The organism is Pseudoalteromonas sp. 2CM36K (assembly GCF_023161865.1).
GTDB lineage: Bacteria > Pseudomonadota > Gammaproteobacteria > Enterobacterales > Alteromonadaceae > Pseudoalteromonas > Pseudoalteromonas tetraodonis.
The window spans coordinates 20973-37661 of the sequence record NZ_JALNTK010000026.1 but is presented as its reverse complement, the minus strand read 5'-3'; the positions used below and the strand labels follow the sequence as shown (position 1 = coordinate 37661).

Genomic DNA, 16689 nt, shown 5'->3' with positions numbered 1-16689 from the left:
ATTAATTTGGGATCACTCGATTACTAACTTGTCATATCTGGGATCATTACTTTACTAAGTGAAGGGCTTAAAGTGACGCATTTTGTACTTTTAAGTGTCGAATATCATAATAAATGGATAAAAATCACACAGTAAATCATTGGTTTAGCTTTGTTAGTGGGTAAAATAGTGATCCGAAAAGGGATCTGCTTAATAAAACTCTGATCCTTGTATTTAAGATCATAATAAACCTGATCTAAATAGGTGCCGACTTTTATTATTAAGCCTAAAAATAGCTGCTAGTTAGTAATTTGATGATCCCAAGTTAATATCATAAATAGGCCTTTAATAACGACTCACTTTACTGCAAACCACTTTTTTATTTACTGCTCAAGATGATAAAAATATGACATATTCAATTTTTTGTTACTATTTTGTGTTTTTTTTAGTTTCATTTTAATTTAGACGTTACACTTTAATAAAAATGTCATACTTAGTCATAATAATGAAACCTACTCAATAGCCTAAGAGATAAATTGGAATGTCACGTAAAGTATTAGTCGTTGATGACGAAGCACCTATCAGGGAAATGTTGGTTTTTGTTTTAGAACAAAATGGCTTTCAAGCCATTGAGGCAGAAGATTATGATTCTGCAATAGCCGCAATGGTTGAACCTTATCCAGATATGGTGTTACTCGATTGGATGCTACCTGGTGGTAGTGGAATTCAAATTGCTAAAAAATTCAAACAAAATGAACACACACGCCAAATCCCTATCATTATGCTGACTGCTCGCGGCGAAGAAGAAGACAAAATACGCGGTTTAGAAGTGGGCGCTGATGATTACGTTACTAAGCCGTTTTCACCTAAAGAGTTAATGGCGCGTATTAAAGCAGTTATTCGCCGAGTAGCACCTACCTCTTTAGAAGAAGCAATTGAAGTGCATGGCCTGCGCTTGGACCCTATTTCGCATCGTGTTACCTCAGGGGGCAGTGAGCTTGATATGGGGCCAACCGAATTTAGACTGTTACACTTTTTTATGACCCATCCAGAGCGTGTTTACAGCCGTGAGCAACTGCTTGATCATGTATGGGGCACGAATGTGTATGTTGAAGACAGAACCGTAGATGTTCATATTCGTCGCTTGCGTAAAGCGATTGCTACGCTTGGACATGACCGCTTAGTACAAACGGTACGCGGAGCTGGTTATCGCTTTTCGAGTAAACTATAGTGTGCTTACAATTAAGCTTACTTAGTTAAGTAGCAATCTATTAACCTAGTTCAGTCAACTTGTCTGCTAGCGTTTATAAGGTAAAGAGCGTGTATGTATCGAGTTATTAACAAGCAGGCGCTAGCAAAGCGGCTGTTTGTCTATTTTATACCTTTACTTTTAATTGGGGTGCTTATTGATGCCCCATTTTTGATGTTGTTTTTGGGCGCTTTTTCGCTACTTATGTGGCATTACCATCAACTTTATCGGTTAAGTGATTGGCTGCATAACCAGCACAGTTTTAACCCACCAGAAGGTGAAGGGTCGTGGGAGCAAGTATTTGAAGGCATCTATCAGCTGCAACATCGTAATCGTAAAAAGCGTAACGAACTGGCAGAGCTGATACGCCGTTTTCGTGACGGTGCTGAGGCGGTGCCTGATGCCGTTGTTGTATTGCAAAACGATTTATCAATTGTGTGGTGTAATCAACTTGCACTCAAAGTGTTAGGGTTACAATGGCCGGTTGATCATGGTCAGCGTTTAGATAACCTCATTCGCGATCCTAAATTTGCTAAATATATGCACCGTAAAGAGTTTAGTGATGCACTGGAGCTTGAAAGTGGCCACAGTGTAGAACAAGTACTTGAGTTTAGGGTGATGCCTTATGCTAACACTCAGTTATTGGTGGTAGTACGTGATGTAACCCGTTTAAAGCAGCTTGAGCAGATGCGTAAAGACTTTGTTGCTAATGTCTCTCATGAGCTCAGAACCCCTTTAACGGTTGTTACCGGCTACCTTGAAATGCTCGACAGTGATTCGCTCCCTCCGCCTGCAATGTGGAATAAGGCACAAACTACCATGCTAGAACAATGTAAACGCATGGATAGTTTAGTGAACCAGTTACTTTCGTTATCACGTATTGAAGGCGCAAAACGTCACAGTAATGATAAGGCAGTAAATGTACCGCAATTGCTAAAACTGATTGAAACTGAAGCACAGTCTATAAATCAAGATAAAGGCCATCAACTTATTTTTAATATTGATGCGTCACTTGATATTACCGGTGCTGAGGATGAGCTCAGAAGTGCTTTTTCAAACTTAGTATTTAATGCCATTCATTATACTAAGCCAGGTGGTAAAATTGAGGTGTGTTGGCAGCGCAACAATGCACAGGCATGTTTTAGTGTTATCGATAATGGTGATGGTATTGCACCAGAGCATATAAATCGCTTAACTGAGCGTTTTTATCGGGTCGATAAAGCCAGAAGCCGCACCACAGGTGGCTCAGGATTAGGCTTAGCAATTACTAAACATGTACTTACTCGCCATGGTAGCCAATTAAAAATTAGCAGTGAACTGGGTAAAGGTTCCTGTTTTTCTTTTGCGTTTTCAAGCGATAGGTTGATCTCTATTCCGCCATTAGTGACGAGTAATACTGCTAGTCATAAAAGTGTCATTTAAGAGTCACACCATTGTCATGTACTCACTTTAGAGTGAACCGCAGTTAGGAAATGGGACGAACAAACTGGAGAACCCCAAAATGAAATTTAAAAACTTAGTTGCCGCAATGGGTGTGGCTGTTACAACATTTGTATCTGCGCAAGCAGTAGCATTAGAAGACGGTATGCCTGAGTATCAAAAAATTAGCGGTGTATCAGGTAACTTTTCATCGGTAGGGTCTGATACGTTAGCCAACATGATGACCTTTTGGGCTGAAGAATATAAGCGTATTTACCCAAATGTAAATATTCAAATTCAAGCGGCAGGTTCGTCTACTGCGCCACCAGCACTAACAGAAGGTACGGCAAATTTAGGTCCAATGAGCCGTGCTATGAAGTCGAAAGAAATTGAAGCATTTGAAAAGCGCTATGGTTATAAGCCAACACAAGTACGTGTAGCAATTGATGCATTAGCGGTATTTGTTCATAAAGATAACCCAATTGAAGGGCTACGTATTGACCAAATCGATGCTATTTTCTCATCAACACGTAAATGTGGCGCACCAGAGCAAGTAAACCGCTGGAGTGATGTTGGTCTAGAAGGTGATTGGGCTGCAAAAGACGTGCAATTATATGGACGTAACTCAGTATCAGGGACTTACGGTTACTTTAAAAAGAAAGCCTTATGTAAAGGCGATTTTCGTAATAACGTGAACGAGCAACCGGGTTCAGCTTCTGTTGTACAGTCAATTTCAGCATCACTAAATGCCATTGGTTATTCTGGCATTGGTTATAAAACATCGGGTGTGCGCACTGTTCCGTTATCTAAAAAAGGTACTAACTTTGTAGATGCCACGCTTGAAAACGTAGCTCAAGGTAAATACCCACTTTCACGTTTCTTATATGTTTATGTAAATAAACACCCAAATAAGCCACTTGGCCCAGTTGAAGCTGAGTTTTTAAAGATGGTACTTTCGCAAGAAGGTCAAAAAATTGTAGAAAAAGATGGTTATGTGCCACTTTCTGCAAAGCTAGTTGAAGTTGAGTTGAAAAAGTTAGGCTTAAAATAAACCGCTAATAATTAAAAAACCGCTCAAATGAGCGGTTTTTTTTGGTTTACAATTTATGCCGATTGATATTAGTCAGCTTTACTTAAGTTTTCAGCTTGTACTTTGCATTGATTATACGCTTCGATGCACTTAGATGAGCAAACCTGTGACTTAAGGCTGTCGGTGGTTGTTTGTTGTTCACAGCTGGTTTCGCATTGATAACTTTGCTGAGCACATTGATTAAGTGCAGGATTACCCGCTTGGCTCTGGCAGCCAGCAAGAACTGCAAACGAAAAAGCCACGAGGCTAGTTTTAATAAAAGTTTTCATACTTATCCTTAAAGTGAGGCTACACCAGTATTAAACTTCAACCTGTATATTGTCGATTAATCTAACACTTCCTAAAAAGGCGGCAGCTAAAATAACAAATCGTGTATCTTCGAGTGTAGCAGCTTTTAATGTATCTCGTTGAGCTATCGAAAAATAATCTGGTTTTAGCCCTGCGCTTTCTAAAGTCGCTTTAGCATCAGCTTCAAGAGTAGCAAACGCTTTATTTCCGCTTTTTAGTTGCTGCGCACAGTGATTTAAAGTATTGAATAAAATCGTAGCGGTTTGCTTTTCATCACTTGATAAATACCCATTGCGTGAGCTCATGGCAAGGCCGCTAACTTCACGTATCGTTGGCACACCAATAATTTCTACTGGTATCGACAAATCACGGGCCATTGTTTTAACAACTTGCAGCTGTTGAAAGTCTTTTTCACCAAAGCAGGCGTAATCAGGTTGGACTAAGTTAAATAGTTTAGTGACAACTGTTGCTACACCTTTAAAATGACCAGGACGTGAGCCGCCGCAATAGCCCATCGAAATACCTGGTACATCAACAAAACTTTGCACCCCTAAGCCATTTGGGTAAATAGCCTCTACACTGGGGATAAACAAAATATCCGTTTCAAGATCGGCTAAACCTTGTTTATCGGCATCTAAGGTACGCGGATAATTGTCTAAATCTTCGTTAGCACCAAATTGCATCGGGTTAACAAAAATACTAACAACGACTTTGTCGGCCAGTGTTTTTGCTTTTTCTACCAACGAAAAGTGGCCGCGGTGCAAGTTACCCATAGTAGGTACTAGTGCAACACTTAAACCCGCTTGGCGCCAAGCTCTTATTTGACTGCGTAATGATTTAATTTCAGTGATTGACTGCATTATTTAAACTCGTGTTCAGCGCTTGGAAAAACGCCGCTTTTAACATCGTTACAATACTTTTTAACAGCGGCAGGCATGTTGCCTGTTTCGAGTAAAAAGTTTTTTGAAAATTTAGGAATGTAGCCTGCAGAAATGCCGACTAAATCGTGCATAACCAAAATTTGACCATCGGTTACATTGCCCGCACCAATCCCTATAGTCGGAATGCTTAATGAGTCAGTAATACGTTTTGCTAAGGCACTTGGAATACACTCAAGCACGAGTAGTTGAGCACCCGCGGCCTCTAATGCTTTTGCATCGGCAATAATTTTTTGTGCTTGTACTTCTTCACGGCCTTGAATTTTAAAACCACCAAATACGTGCACAGATTGTGGCGTAAGCCCTAAATGCCCACACACCGGAATACCTTGTTGAGTGAGTGATTTAATGCTGTCATGTAACCATTCACCGCCTTCAAGCTTGATCATGTTAGCACCTGCGCGCATCAACTCTGCGGCATTTTTACAGGCATCATTTGGATTTGCATAGGTCATAAACGGTAAGTCGGCAATAACAAATAGGTCACGGCTTCCAGCACGAACACAGCGAGTATGGTACGCAATTTCTTGGTTTGTTACAGCGAGTGTGTCATCGCCACCTTGTAATACCATTCCCAAAGAATCACCGACTAAAACAACTTCAACGCCATTCTCATGAAATAACTTAGCAAAACTGGCATCATAAGCTGTTAACGCAGTGATTTTATTACTTTCAGCCTTCATTTTATTCAAAGTTGAAACGGTTATTTTAGACATAATATTCTCGCAGACAGTGGCCTTAGTTAATTACAGCGGTAATTGTTGTAAGTCGTTAAGCGGTAGGTTATTTGCTATCTGTTTGATAGATACGCCGCTTGGTAAAATAAGTTCGGGTGCAATTTCTTGCAGCGGGTAAACAACAAATTCTCTCTCGTTTAACCCGTAATGAGGCACCGTTAAACGTTTAGTATTTATAACCTGCTCACCAAATAATAAAATATCAATATCCAGTGTGCGTGCGCCCCAGCGCTCAGCTTTTCTGACTCGACCATGTTCTAGCTCTATCGCTTGGGTTAAATCGAGTAGTTGCTCTGGCTCAAGTGAAGTGTTGATACAGGCGACTGCATTCACATAATCAGGTTGATCTTGTGGTCCCATAGGCTTGCTCGCATAATAATGCGAGCAGGCTATAAGTTCGCTGTTTGGCAAGCTTTTAAGTGCAATAACAGCGTTATCAAGTTGTTTTTTAGGGCTGTTAAGGTTTGCACCTAAACCCAAATAGACACGTTGCATTATTTACTCAGCTGGCTTTTTAGTAGTACGACGACGAGGTCGCTTGCGTGGCTTTGGGCCACCTTGATGACCAAGCTCTCGCACCATTTCTTTTTGGCCATTAATATCTTGACCTAAGTACTGTGTCCACCACTGTGCCAGCTCTGTATGCTCAGTTTCACCAGCATCAACACGCAATAGTAAAAAATCATAAGCGGCTTTAAAGCGCGGCTGCTGTGTTAAACGATAGGCACGTTGGCCTGCACGTTTATCTAAGCGTTGTTGAATATGCCAAATATCACGAGCACCTAACGTAAAGCGTTTTGGTACGGCAATATGTTGGGCATTCTCACTCAGTACTTTATTAATTGCTTGAGCAAATGCATCGTATTCTGATAGTTGCTCTTGGCGTCTAATTTTTTCAGTACGCTCAATCAGCGGGAACCACAGTAATGCTGCAAATACGAATGCAGGAGTGACTTTTTTATCTGAATTAATACGGATGTCAGTGTTTGCAAACATTTGCTTGATGAAGGTTTCTTCAAGCCCGTCTGGGTTTTTATCTAAAATCCGGTCAAGTTCTGGGAACAACGATTTAAATAAACCGTACTGACGCAGCATTACAAAGTTTTGCTGTGCTTTGCCGTTTAAAAATAGCTTGAGTATTTCTTCAAATAAACGCGCTGGCGGAATATTATCAAGCAAGCTCGCTAATTCGGTAATCGGCTTTTCGCTTGCTGGCGCTATTTGCATATCTAACTTGGTGGCAAAGCGCACTGCGCGAAGCATACGCACGGGGTCTTCACGGTAGCGTGTTTCAGGATCGCCAATTAACTCTATTTGTTTTGCCTTTATGGCCGCTAAACCATTGGCGTAATCATAAATACAAAAATCATTGATTGAGTAATATAAGGCATTGATTGAAAAATCACGACGCTCGGCATCTTCTTCAATGCTGCCAAATACGTTGTCGCGAAGTAGTTGCCCATGTTCGCTTGATTGGCTAATTTGATTTTTATCTTCTTGTGCTTCGTGATGGCCGCGCATGGTGGCCACTTCAATAATCTCACGACCAAAAACAATGTGCGCTAAACGAAAGCGGCGGCCAATTAAACGGCAGTTACGAAACAGTTTTTTAACTTGCTCAGGGGTTGCATTGGTTACAACATCAAAATCTTTAGGTTGTTGGCCTAACAATACATCGCGAATGCAACCACCAACTAAGTAGGCATCATAGCCACCATCTTTTAGGCGATAGAGTACTTTGATTGCATTTGGGCTAAATTGTTTGCGAGAAATACCATGCTCACCTCTAGGGATCACTAACGGCTCACTGCTGATTGCGACATTTTCGTTATTGGCACTTGGGCCGATAATTTGTCGACAAAATTGAAAAAGCTTGGAAATAATAGTCTGTCTCCTAGAGAAGCGGTTGATTTACTCGCCATTGCAATCAAAATCACAGCAAGTATTCGCTTAAAGCGTTATTTTTACTGCTTAATGTAATTAGCATATATTTAGGCGGCTATCATATACCAGCAAGGTAAAAAAATTAAGTTGCAGCACTGAAATTAAGCCATTTTTAACGATTTTATTTGAATTAATTCCACGTAATACGTAAAGGGAGGTTAAATCTGTATTTCACGCTTAGCAGGAACAAGGCTTAAGTTAAAATGTGCCACGGCCCAAGCGAGTAATTGTTCGCAGGTTAAATCCATTAGTTGCTCATGTATTGGCAAGCCTAAAAATTTAAATACAGCTATTAAAGTGGGTTTTGGATTTTGTTTGCAAATTGCAGGGGCATAATTTTGCTTAGACAGTTTAAACCCTGGTTTTGCTACCGCTAAAGGTAAATGAGCAAATTCTGGAATAGGGTTATTAAGTTGCTTAAACAGACTTATTTGACGGGCGGTAGGTTCAAGTAGATCAGCGCCTCGTACAATTCGATTGATCCCTTGCTCAATGTCATCAATAACCACCACCAGTTGATAGGCAAATAAACCGTCGCTACGTTTTATAATGTAATCTTCATGGGCCAGAGCAGGGTCAACGTCAATACGTCCCTGAATAAGGTCGTTATAAGTCACGGTTGCATGGCATTGAGTTAAGCGAAGGGCATGACCCTGTTCTCTGAGTTGGCTATGTTTACATTGCCCTTGATAAATACCGCCGAGGGCTTTTATTTGCTTACGAGAGCATTGGCAGGCATAAATAAGGTGTTGTTTTGACAGTGAGTTTACTGCATCTTGATAAATAGTAAGACGCTGTGTTTGATACACAACGTTTTCATCCCAATTAAGGCAGTAGGCGTCTAAGGTATTTAGGATATCGGTGGCGGCGCCTTTTACAACGCGAGTAGTGTCTATATCTTCAATGCGAACTAACCACTTTCCTTGGTTAACTTTTGCATCTAGGTAGCTACCTACAGCCGCCACAAGTGAGCCAAAATGTAACGGCCCCGAAGGAGACGGTGCAAATCGGCCGCGATAGTCAGATACTTGCGCGGTAACGGCTGTAGAAGACATGGCTATAACTTAATTAGCCGCGTCCAGCTTGTTTTTCTTTAATTTCGGCAAGTGTTTTACAGTCTACGCATAAATCAGCAGTAGGACGTGCTTCTAAACGACGAATACCAATTTCAATACCACAAGACTCACAAAAACCAAACTCGTCTTCTTTAATTAAGTTGATTGTTTTTTCAATTTTCTTAATTAATTTGCGTTCGCGGTCACGAGTACGAAGCTCTAATGAGAACTCTTCTTCTTGTGCTGCGCGGTCAACGGGATCAGGAAAGTTAGCTGCTTCGTCTTGCATGTGTGACTTAGTACGATCAACTTCGTTTCGTAAATCATTACGCCAAGTTTCTAAAATTGTTTTAAAATGAGCACGTTGTGCTTCATTCATGTACTCTTCACCCGATTTTTCTTGGTATGGTTCTAAACCGGCTTGAGCCAATAAACCATGTCTTTTTTGGTCTGGCATAACTCTCTCCTAAATCCTTAATTTAATGCCTCAGCATTAGCCGGCGGTATAAATAGCAGAAACTCATACCCTAGGCAAATTTATTTTTAAATAATCGAATTAGCTTCAACCCTGTTTACCCATATAAAAGTAGCAAAAGCAGTGTTTATATTTTTTATTACAGTATCGGTTTATAAACTGGCGTTGTTATGTGGGCAAAAATAATAAAAACAACTTATCTTTTACTTTTCGGATAAGTATTTTTTGGGCGTGGCGAAATACCAACGCTTAAATGCGCTCTTTTTACTCAACAAATGCTACTTTCTCAATTAAAGTAACTTCACTGGCAGAAATGTGTGCTTTATAAGCTAATACTTCTACGCCTTGCTCAATGGCCTCGCTAAGCAATTGTGCATAGGTTGGGTCAATATGCACCGCAGCACTGACTTGTGTGATGCCTTGGTGCAGCACTGCAAATAGTAATACCGCTCGATGCCCTTGTTTTACCATGTCGATTAATTCACGAATATGCTTTTGCCCACGAACAGTTTGGGCGTCAGGGAAGTAGCCTTGACCGCTTTGTGGACGATCTTCGCTCAGCAGCGTGACTGATTTAACTTCAACATAACAATTGGCTTTGCTGCTGTGGGTAAGTAAAAAGTCGATGCGGCTGTTTTCACTGCCATACTTCACTTCACTTTGTATGTGTTGATAGCCTGTAAGCTCATCAATAACCCCATTATTAAGTGCTTCTTCGACCACTTTATTGGCAACGGCTGTATTTACACAAATAAGTTGTGATAAGTTATTTTGCGTCAGCTCTAATGACTGCGGGTACTTTCGCTTAGTATTACTGCTGGTGGAATAAAAGGCAGTAAAACCGGCATCGGCACAGCCCGTCATCTTACCCGTATTAGCACAGTGAGCGGTAAAAGTAGTGCCATCACTGAGCTCTAAATCAGCTAAAAAGCGTTTGTAACGTTTTAATAACGTAGCAGATTGTAATGGCGGGGTGTACTTCATTAATGACTTCCTTTTATAACCAGAATTCAGGTTAAGTAAAATAAGACTTTACGGACTATTTGAGGTTATTTACCGCAAGCAGTTGGGAACTTAAGCGCGCTATAGTAAACTCAATCACACATTTAAGTGCAAGGATATTCTAACATGAGTGAAAAATTTGTTGTTCAATTAAGCGAGCAATCGGCACCAGGGCATTGGGGCGAAAGTGCGTCACTATCTTTTAACGAACACGGCGCAACGGTTCATTTATCTGAGCAAGAAACATTAAAAAATGTGCAAAAAGCAGGTCGTACTATTGCCAGCCAAGGCATTAAAAGTGTTGTGCTTGAAGGTGATGTATGGTGTACAGAGAGCCAATGGGCTTTTTACCAAGGCTTTGTATCACCAAAAGTACTAAACGGTGTTGAGTTTGTTGATAACGCACAATCTGATCTTAAAGAACTCGCTGATTTAAAAGCATCGGCAACGTGGGCGCGCGAAATGATCAATGGCACCGCCGATGACATTTACCCAGAAAGCTTGGCTGAAAAAGCCGCTGAATTTATTCAATCACTTGCACCAGAGCATGTTAGCTATCAAATAATAAAAGGCGATGCGCTATTGGAACAGCAGTGGATTGGTATTCATGCCGTAGGTCGTGGTAGTGAGCGTCCGCCAGTATTACTTGAGCTTGATTACAACCCAACTGGCGATGAGAACGCACCGGTAAGCGCAGCACTTGTTGGTAAAGGTATTACGTTTGACTCAGGTGGTTACTCAATTAAACCAAGCGAAGGTATGTTGGGTATGAAGTGCGACATGGGTGGTGCAGCAACGGTAACCGCAGGTTTGGCACTGGCAATTAGCCGTGGCGTAGAAAAGCGTATTAAACTGTTTTTATGTTGTGCTGAGAACTTAATTTCCGGTCATGCATACAAACTAGGTGACATTCTTACCTACAAAAATGGCACAACCGTTGAAATTGTAAATACCGATGCTGAAGGGCGTTTAGTATTAGCTGATGGCCTAATGGCCGCAGGCGAGACAGGCGCTCCACTTATTATTGATGCGGCAACCCTTACAGGTGCCGCCCTTGTTGCTGTTGGTCAAGAGTACAACGCATTGTTTGCCCTTGATAAAGAGCTAGTGCGTGAAGTGGAAGACTTTGCGTCACAAGAAATGGAAGCCGCTTGGCCATTACCACTTGAAAAGTGGCATCAACAAAACTGCCCATCGCCGTATGCGGATACAGCAAATAGCCGCGCCCAAAAAGGCGGTGGTTTCGGTGGTGCATCTAACGCCGCTGGTTTCTTATCTCGCTTTGTGCCAAACGATGGCAAAGGCTGGGTACACATCGATTTAGCTGCTGCATTTAATATGGGTGGTAGCACAAGTCAATGGGCTTCAGGTGCAACTACACAAGGTATGCGCACCGTAGCACGCACCCTACTTGAAAAGGCATAATCTACTGAGATTACGCATTAGTTAAAAAATAGGTACCTTAGGGTGCCTATTTTTTTATCCGTCAAACAAGCAATTTTGTTTTATTTACGGTAAAATCTTTCGCCATTACGTGTTTGGGCATCTATTTTTATTTAAACCTCGCTCAAATATTATACATACCACTGGGATCCTTATTATGTCAGAAAAGTGCTATATCACGGCTCAACAATTACTTGAAGATTCATTCCGCGTAGCGGCACAAGTGTATAAAGATGGCTTTCGTCCAGATTTTATTATTGGTATATGGCGCGGTGGTGCTCCAATTGGGATAGCGGTTCAGGAATATTATGATTACAAAGGCATAGAAACGGATCACATTGCGGTTCGTACCTCGTCTTATTACGGTATTGGTAAGCAATCAAAAGAAATCAAAGTACATGGTTTACACTACATAGTTGAAAACGCAAATGCTGGTGACTCTTTACTGATTGTTGACGATGTTTTTGACTCAGGTCGTAGTATTGTAGCGTTAAAAGAGAAGCTTTCTGAGCTAATGCGTTTAAACTTACCACGTGATATTCGTATTGCTTGTCCATACTACAAGCCAAAAAATTCAAAAGTTGATACAGTGCCTGATTACTACATTCATGAATCTGAAGAATGGTTAGTATTCCCGCATGAATTATCAGGTTTAACGCCGGATGAAATTATTGAAGGTAAATCTGATTTAGCTAAAATCCACGATATTTTACTTGAAAAGTAAACGTGATTTTGCTCAATAAAAAAGGCCTTAATGGCCTTTTTTATTGTCTTTAAAGCTGTGCAAAGCTATCTACATAGTCACTTAATTTAGGAATATCGACAGCTTGTAGTCCTTGTGTGCTTCTTTGCACTAAGTTTTTCTCTACTAACTCACTCACTACACGCCTGTATGCACGCTCAGTGGTTGCAAAGCGCTCAGCTTCTGCATTTACCGTAGGGTAAGCACGTAATAAAGTGGGATTGTTATTCTCTGCACGTAATAAGCAGTCTTTGGCAATATTGTAGCTCAACGGCAGTAACAGCTTATCTAAATTAATTTTTTGATTTTCTTGAAACTTAGCCGCAATCGTTTGCGCCGTATATAAGCTTAGCTCGGGTTTATCGAGCAATAATGCGCGCCAATGTTTTAATTCAATCAAGTTGTACGTGACATCACTAAAGCAGGTTACCGTGTAAATGCAGGGGTTATTATTAAGTGCTTCAATTTCGCCAATTAGGGTATTGTTACAGTCGAGTTGGCCAAGAAGCAGGCGCCTGCCATTACCTACATCGTAACTAAACGATACAGTTCCACTTCGCACTAACACCAACTTAGTTAACGGTTGGTCTTGCTGTATTAATATTTCTTTTTTTGATTGCTGAAAACTACTGCCGGCAAACGTCAGCAGTTGATCAACAAGGTAACTGGAAAAATGGTATTGAAACATCAATCATGCTCTTCGGACAATTGTCCTATTTATTACACCTTAATGACGATAGCATTAAGATTAAGAATTTATGCTAACTTGCCCACGCCGTTAATATAATTAACAGCGTTAAATGACCTTCATTCTTCCGTGTAATGATTAAAAATTGTGGTATTAACCAGTATATTTTAAGGTTTTATTGGTAAGTTAGCTTTTTTATTTTAACTACTGCGTAGCGTAGCTTAATAATGTACTAAAATTTAACGCGTAATACTAACCTAAAGCCTAGGAGAGAACAATTGAGTTGGGAATATTTAGGTTATTTAGCATCCGTCTTATTAGTCATATCATTAACCATGACTGATGTAACCAAACTACGTTGGTTTAATTTATTGGGCTGTATTGCGTTTACTTTTACGGTGCGGCTATAGGCTCAATGCCGGTGGCTTTTACCAACGGCTTGTTGGCTTTGGTTAATATTTATCACATTATTAAGCTATATCGTCAGTCAAAAGTTGATACAAAAAAGGTTAACGCAAGTTAACCCTTTTTTGTTTTTAATTACTCAGCTTTTGCAGCGTCTTTTTCGTAGCGTAACGTACCCGCAATCCACGTTTGCAGCACCTGAGTTTTGTATAGCTGCTCAATGGGGACTTTAAAGTAGTCTTGATCAACCAGTATAAAGTCAGCCCATTTACCTTGCTCTAAACTCCCTACTTTAAACTCTTGATGCGCTGCATACGCGCCGCCAAGGGTAAACGCATGTAATGCATCTTCTCTGCTTAACACTTCACTGGCGCACCAACCATTTTCAGGCAATTGATTATGATCCATACGTGTAATGGCAGAATATAAGCCATCAAACGGATTCGCCAGCTCGACAGGGTAATCAGAACCCGCTGCAATAGTCGACCCCTGCTCTAAGAATGTTTGCCAAGCGTATGCGCCTTTGAGTTGTTTATCGGTTAAACGCTGCTCTGCCATATGCATGTCAGATGTAGCATGCACAGGTTGCATTGATGGAATTATTTTCAGGGTTTTAAAGCGCGGTATATCCTCCGGCGAGACTATTTGTGCATGCTCCATGCGATTACGCAGTAGTATACCACCGGTTTGCTTAAATACATTTTGATAGGCATCGAGCACAATTTTATTTGCTCTATCGCCAATGGCGTGGGTATTTGCACTAAACCCGCTTTTAAAAGTGAGTGTAAATAATTGTTCTAGCTTTTGTTGGGTTTCAAGCATTAGGCCAAAGTGGTTTGCTCTGTCTGCGTATTCTTCAATAAGCGCGGCACCGCGTGACCCTAAGGCACCGTCAGCGTAAATTTTTACACTGCGAATAGATAAAAAATCTTTAGCATCTTGATACCGACCCGCTTTAAGCATCATGTTTAAATCTGGGCTTGCTGCACTTAACATCGCTACAATTCTAAGCGGTAATGTACCTAACTCAGCGCGCTGTTTATAAACTTGCCACGTGGTTTTATCAATACCTGCATCGTGTGTTGAGGTAATGCCTAAGCTTAACAAATGTTTACCTGCGGCATCTAATGCATTGCTAACCGATTGCGCAGACGTTGCAGGCATATGCTGGGTAACCAAGGTCTCTGCTTTATCTATAAAAATACCGGTTGGTTTGCCAAACTCGTCTTTTATAATTTCTCCACCTGCTGGGGCTGGTGTGTCAGCATTAATATTGGCAAGTTCTAGTGCTTTTGAATTAACCCAAATGGCGTGACCATCTACTCGCGATAAAATAACAGGGCGGTCGCTGACGACTTTGTCTAAATCAGCAGCGGTAGGGAAACGCGTGTCGGACCATAGCTCTTGGTTCCAGCCCCGACCAATGAGCCAACCTTCTTTACCTTTGGCAAATTCGTTGAGCTTAGCGGTTATTTCATCGACTGATTTTGCACCGCGCACATCAAGCTGTGACAAGTTTTCACCCAGTCCGATGACATGTCCATGGGCATCAATGAGCCCTGGGAGTAGTGTTTTGCCTTTCGCGTCAATTAGGGTTGCGCCCGGAAAGCTATTTTTCAAGCTGTCTGGACCTGTTTTAACTATTTTGCCATCTTTTATAACTAAGGTCGTAAACGTATTTACTTCGCCATGGCGCATTTTTCCTTTGTATAAAGGGGTGTAGCCATTGGCATTATATATTACTTTCGTTTGTGCAATTGCCACACTAGATAAGGCGCAGAGGCTTGCTAGTAATACCGGTTTAATTAATTTATTGAGTTGCATAAGAGGTATGTTGTTATTATTTGTACTATCACAGTAGCAAACTCAAATTTAGAATACCAATAGCATAATTTATTAAGCGTCGTATAAGTCAGCTTTTAGCTAAAGCAAGCAACAAGTTAAGGGTGAAATAGGATGTGTTAACAATAGGAGTTAAACTTTTTCAAGCTTGATATTGTTAACCAAGCTTTAATTGAGTGGGGCTATTTATTTACTGGCGTACAAGCTGTATTCGCTTAATGATAATTGTGCGTCTTTATCACGGTCATAACTGCCAAAACGTGACCATAAAGCAGGATCACTGGCAGCTTCAGGGTAAGTTAAAAAGCCATCTTGGTTGCGGTCAAGTTTTTCAAACTTTTCGGCAATATAACTGCTTGTTGCAACACTCATACAGCTAAAAACAGTCAGTGTTAGTAAAATAATATTATGAAAAGGCTTCATATAAATGCTCAGTACAGGTTAGTGGTTAAGTAGTTTTTAAACTCAGTTAAAGAAATTCTGTTATCTTGATTTTCATCCCAATTTGAAAATGAGTTTAATAGCTGAGGCTGAGCAGCAAGCTCGCTATGGGTTAAATATCCATCATTATTTTTGTCCAAGTGGTCAAAGCGTTGCTTTACATCAAGTGCGAATGCACTTTGGCTGATAAAAAGTAAAGCACCAATAAAGGGAAGCAGTATTCTCATAGTTGGCGTTCCAAGGTGTATTTTAATTGCTGACAGTATTGAAAGAAAGCACTTGCCATAATTTAACTCCCAACATTAAATCCGTTTACACACTCCCTCAGGGATTATGGCAAGTGCTTTTAACTCTATACTAATAGATTAAACTTGAATCTAAACTTAAGGTTTAAAGTTTTGGAATTCTTTTTTAGAAATCATCTCGTTGTTATCTTTGTCTAAATCGGCAAACTGCTTAAGTAATTGTTTATCTTGCTTTGCCTCAACAAGCGATATTTGGTCATCCATATTTTTATCTAAATGCATAAAACGTACATTTAATGGCGATGCCAGTGCGGTGGCACTAATAGCTAAAAATAGGAGCGAAAAAGCACCAATTAGTTGTTTCATGAATGTACTCCTTTATTTTATAAACAGCTTAAATTCGTTTAGAGATATGAGTCCGTTTTCATCGGTGTCTATCTGTGCAAAGTTCTCATGTAATAAAGCATCTTCACCTGCTTCAGCTTCACTTAATGTGCCATTACTGTCTTTGTCTAAACGATTAAATTCAGCATCTACATCAAGAGCGAATAAATGAGTACTGGTTAGGCACAGACCAATAAGTGCAGCGTTCTGTAAATTATTTCTGAACATTCCTTGGCTCTTTTAAAATTAATATTAATGTTTCCATTACAAAAATGATGCCAATATTAATTTTTATTAATAATCAGCGGGTTATGTTTTTTTGT

At 40.4% G+C, this 16689-nt stretch carries 19 protein-coding genes and 1 pseudogene; 6 read left to right on the top strand and 14 right to left on the bottom strand.

All coding sequences use genetic code 11. The annotated features are described in order from the left end of the window. Positions 1 to 520: 520 nt before the first annotated feature. The 3 genes from phoB (at position 521) to MTN97_RS15365 (ending at position 3698) form a co-directional block, all read left to right on the top strand. Positions 521 to 1210 carry a phosphate regulon transcriptional regulator PhoB gene (phoB, locus tag MTN97_RS15375; protein ID WP_013465747.1) on the top strand — a complete coding sequence of 230 codons (690 nt, stop codon included), beginning with the start codon at positions 521 to 523 and terminating at the stop codon, positions 1208 to 1210. A 93-nt stretch (positions 1211 to 1303) separates the two neighbouring features. Next, entirely contained in the window at positions 1304 to 2650 is a 1347-nt protein-coding gene (gene phoR / locus MTN97_RS15370; protein WP_248474803.1) for a phosphate regulon sensor histidine kinase PhoR, read from the top strand. 79 nt (positions 2651 to 2729) lie between these two features. Continuing rightward, a complete protein-coding gene (locus MTN97_RS15365; RefSeq protein WP_013465745.1) occupies positions 2730 to 3698 on the top strand; it encodes a PstS family phosphate ABC transporter substrate-binding protein in 969 nt (322 codons plus the stop codon). A gap of 68 nt (positions 3699 to 3766) precedes the next feature. Here the strand turns inward: MTN97_RS15365 and MTN97_RS15360 are convergent, their stop codons facing one another. The 8 genes from MTN97_RS15360 to sfsA form a co-directional block, all read right to left on the bottom strand. Continuing rightward, positions 3767 to 4006, bottom strand: coding sequence for a hypothetical protein (locus MTN97_RS15360; protein WP_036981457.1), 240 nt, complete (start codon positions 4004 to 4006; stop codon positions 3767 to 3769). 30 nt (positions 4007 to 4036) lie between these two features. Further along, positions 4037 to 4885, bottom strand: coding sequence for a pantoate--beta-alanine ligase (gene panC, locus MTN97_RS15355; RefSeq protein WP_138626321.1), 849 nt, complete (start codon positions 4883 to 4885; stop codon positions 4037 to 4039). Continuing rightward, complete coding sequence (gene panB / locus MTN97_RS15350) at positions 4885 to 5679, bottom strand: 3-methyl-2-oxobutanoate hydroxymethyltransferase (RefSeq protein ID WP_036981459.1); 795 nt, start codon at positions 5677 to 5679, stop codon at positions 4885 to 4887. Before panB ends, panC begins: the two co-directional genes overlap by 1 nt. Before the next feature lie 30 nt (positions 5680 to 5709). After that, positions 5710 to 6195 (bottom strand): 2-amino-4-hydroxy-6-hydroxymethyldihydropteridine diphosphokinase, encoded by a 486-nt coding sequence (gene folK, locus MTN97_RS15345; protein WP_076920726.1) that lies wholly within the window; start codon positions 6193 to 6195, stop codon positions 5710 to 5712. Between the two features lie 3 nt (positions 6196 to 6198). Next, positions 6199 to 7497: a polynucleotide adenylyltransferase PcnB gene (gene pcnB, locus MTN97_RS15340; RefSeq protein ID WP_175610030.1), complete on the bottom strand. Its 1299-nt coding sequence runs from the start codon at positions 7495 to 7497 to the stop codon at positions 6199 to 6201. Positions 7498 to 7802: 305 nt separating this feature from the next. Beyond that, positions 7803 to 8699, bottom strand: coding sequence for a tRNA glutamyl-Q(34) synthetase GluQRS (gluQRS, locus tag MTN97_RS15335; protein ID WP_248474802.1), 897 nt, complete (start codon positions 8697 to 8699; stop codon positions 7803 to 7805). 13 nt (positions 8700 to 8712) lie between these two features. Continuing rightward, positions 8713 to 9156 carry an RNA polymerase-binding protein DksA gene (dksA, locus tag MTN97_RS15330; protein WP_248474801.1) on the bottom strand — a complete coding sequence of 148 codons (444 nt, stop codon included), beginning with the start codon at positions 9154 to 9156 and terminating at the stop codon, positions 8713 to 8715. A gap of 282 nt (positions 9157 to 9438) precedes the next feature. Further along, positions 9439 to 10158 (bottom strand): DNA/RNA nuclease SfsA, encoded by a 720-nt coding sequence (gene sfsA / locus MTN97_RS15325; RefSeq protein ID WP_036981466.1) that lies wholly within the window; start codon positions 10156 to 10158, stop codon positions 9439 to 9441. A gap of 144 nt (positions 10159 to 10302) precedes the next feature. On the opposite strand from sfsA, the gene pepB reads away from it, so the two are divergent. Both pepB and MTN97_RS15315 read left to right on the top strand, forming a co-directional pair. After that, a complete protein-coding gene (pepB, locus tag MTN97_RS15320) occupies positions 10303 to 11601 on the top strand; it encodes an aminopeptidase PepB (RefSeq protein ID WP_069440153.1) in 1299 nt (432 codons plus the stop codon). A 175-nt stretch (positions 11602 to 11776) separates the two neighbouring features. Then, positions 11777 to 12343: a phosphoribosyltransferase gene (locus MTN97_RS15315; RefSeq protein WP_008111161.1), complete on the top strand. Its 567-nt coding sequence runs from the start codon at positions 11777 to 11779 to the stop codon at positions 12341 to 12343. Positions 12344 to 12392: 49 nt separating this feature from the next. Here MTN97_RS15315 and MTN97_RS15310 read toward each other — a convergent pair whose 3' ends face one another. Beyond that, positions 12393 to 13049 (bottom strand): Crp/Fnr family transcriptional regulator, encoded by a 657-nt coding sequence (locus tag MTN97_RS15310; RefSeq protein WP_013465733.1) that lies wholly within the window; start codon positions 13047 to 13049, stop codon positions 12393 to 12395. 278 nt (positions 13050 to 13327) lie between these two features. Between MTN97_RS15310 and MTN97_RS15305 the strand changes: the two are divergent. After that, a pseudogene (locus tag MTN97_RS15305) lies at positions 13328 to 13572 on the top strand (YgjV family protein). A gap of 17 nt (positions 13573 to 13589) precedes the next feature. Here the strand turns inward: MTN97_RS15305 and MTN97_RS15300 are convergent. From MTN97_RS15300 to MTN97_RS15280, 5 genes are all read right to left on the bottom strand, one after another. Then, positions 13590 to 15278, bottom strand: coding sequence for an amidohydrolase (locus tag MTN97_RS15300; RefSeq protein WP_248474800.1), 1689 nt, complete (start codon positions 15276 to 15278; stop codon positions 13590 to 13592). Positions 15279 to 15482: 204 nt separating this feature from the next. Beyond that, the gene (locus MTN97_RS15295; protein WP_248474799.1) at positions 15483 to 15719 is read right to left on the bottom strand and encodes an EF-hand domain-containing protein; all 237 of its coding nucleotides are present in this window, start codon (positions 15717 to 15719) and stop codon (positions 15483 to 15485) included. A gap of 8 nt (positions 15720 to 15727) precedes the next feature. Then, entirely contained in the window at positions 15728 to 15964 is a 237-nt protein-coding gene (locus tag MTN97_RS15290; RefSeq protein WP_010387655.1) for an EF-hand domain-containing protein, read from the bottom strand. Positions 15965 to 16120: 156 nt separating this feature from the next. After that, entirely contained in the window at positions 16121 to 16348 is a 228-nt protein-coding gene (locus MTN97_RS15285; RefSeq protein WP_024602367.1) for a hypothetical protein, read from the bottom strand. Positions 16349 to 16360: 12 nt separating this feature from the next. Further along, the gene (locus MTN97_RS15280) at positions 16361 to 16594 is read right to left on the bottom strand and encodes a cag pathogenicity island protein Cag25 (protein WP_036981479.1); all 234 of its coding nucleotides are present in this window, start codon (positions 16592 to 16594) and stop codon (positions 16361 to 16363) included. Positions 16595 to 16689 lie beyond the last annotated feature (95 nt).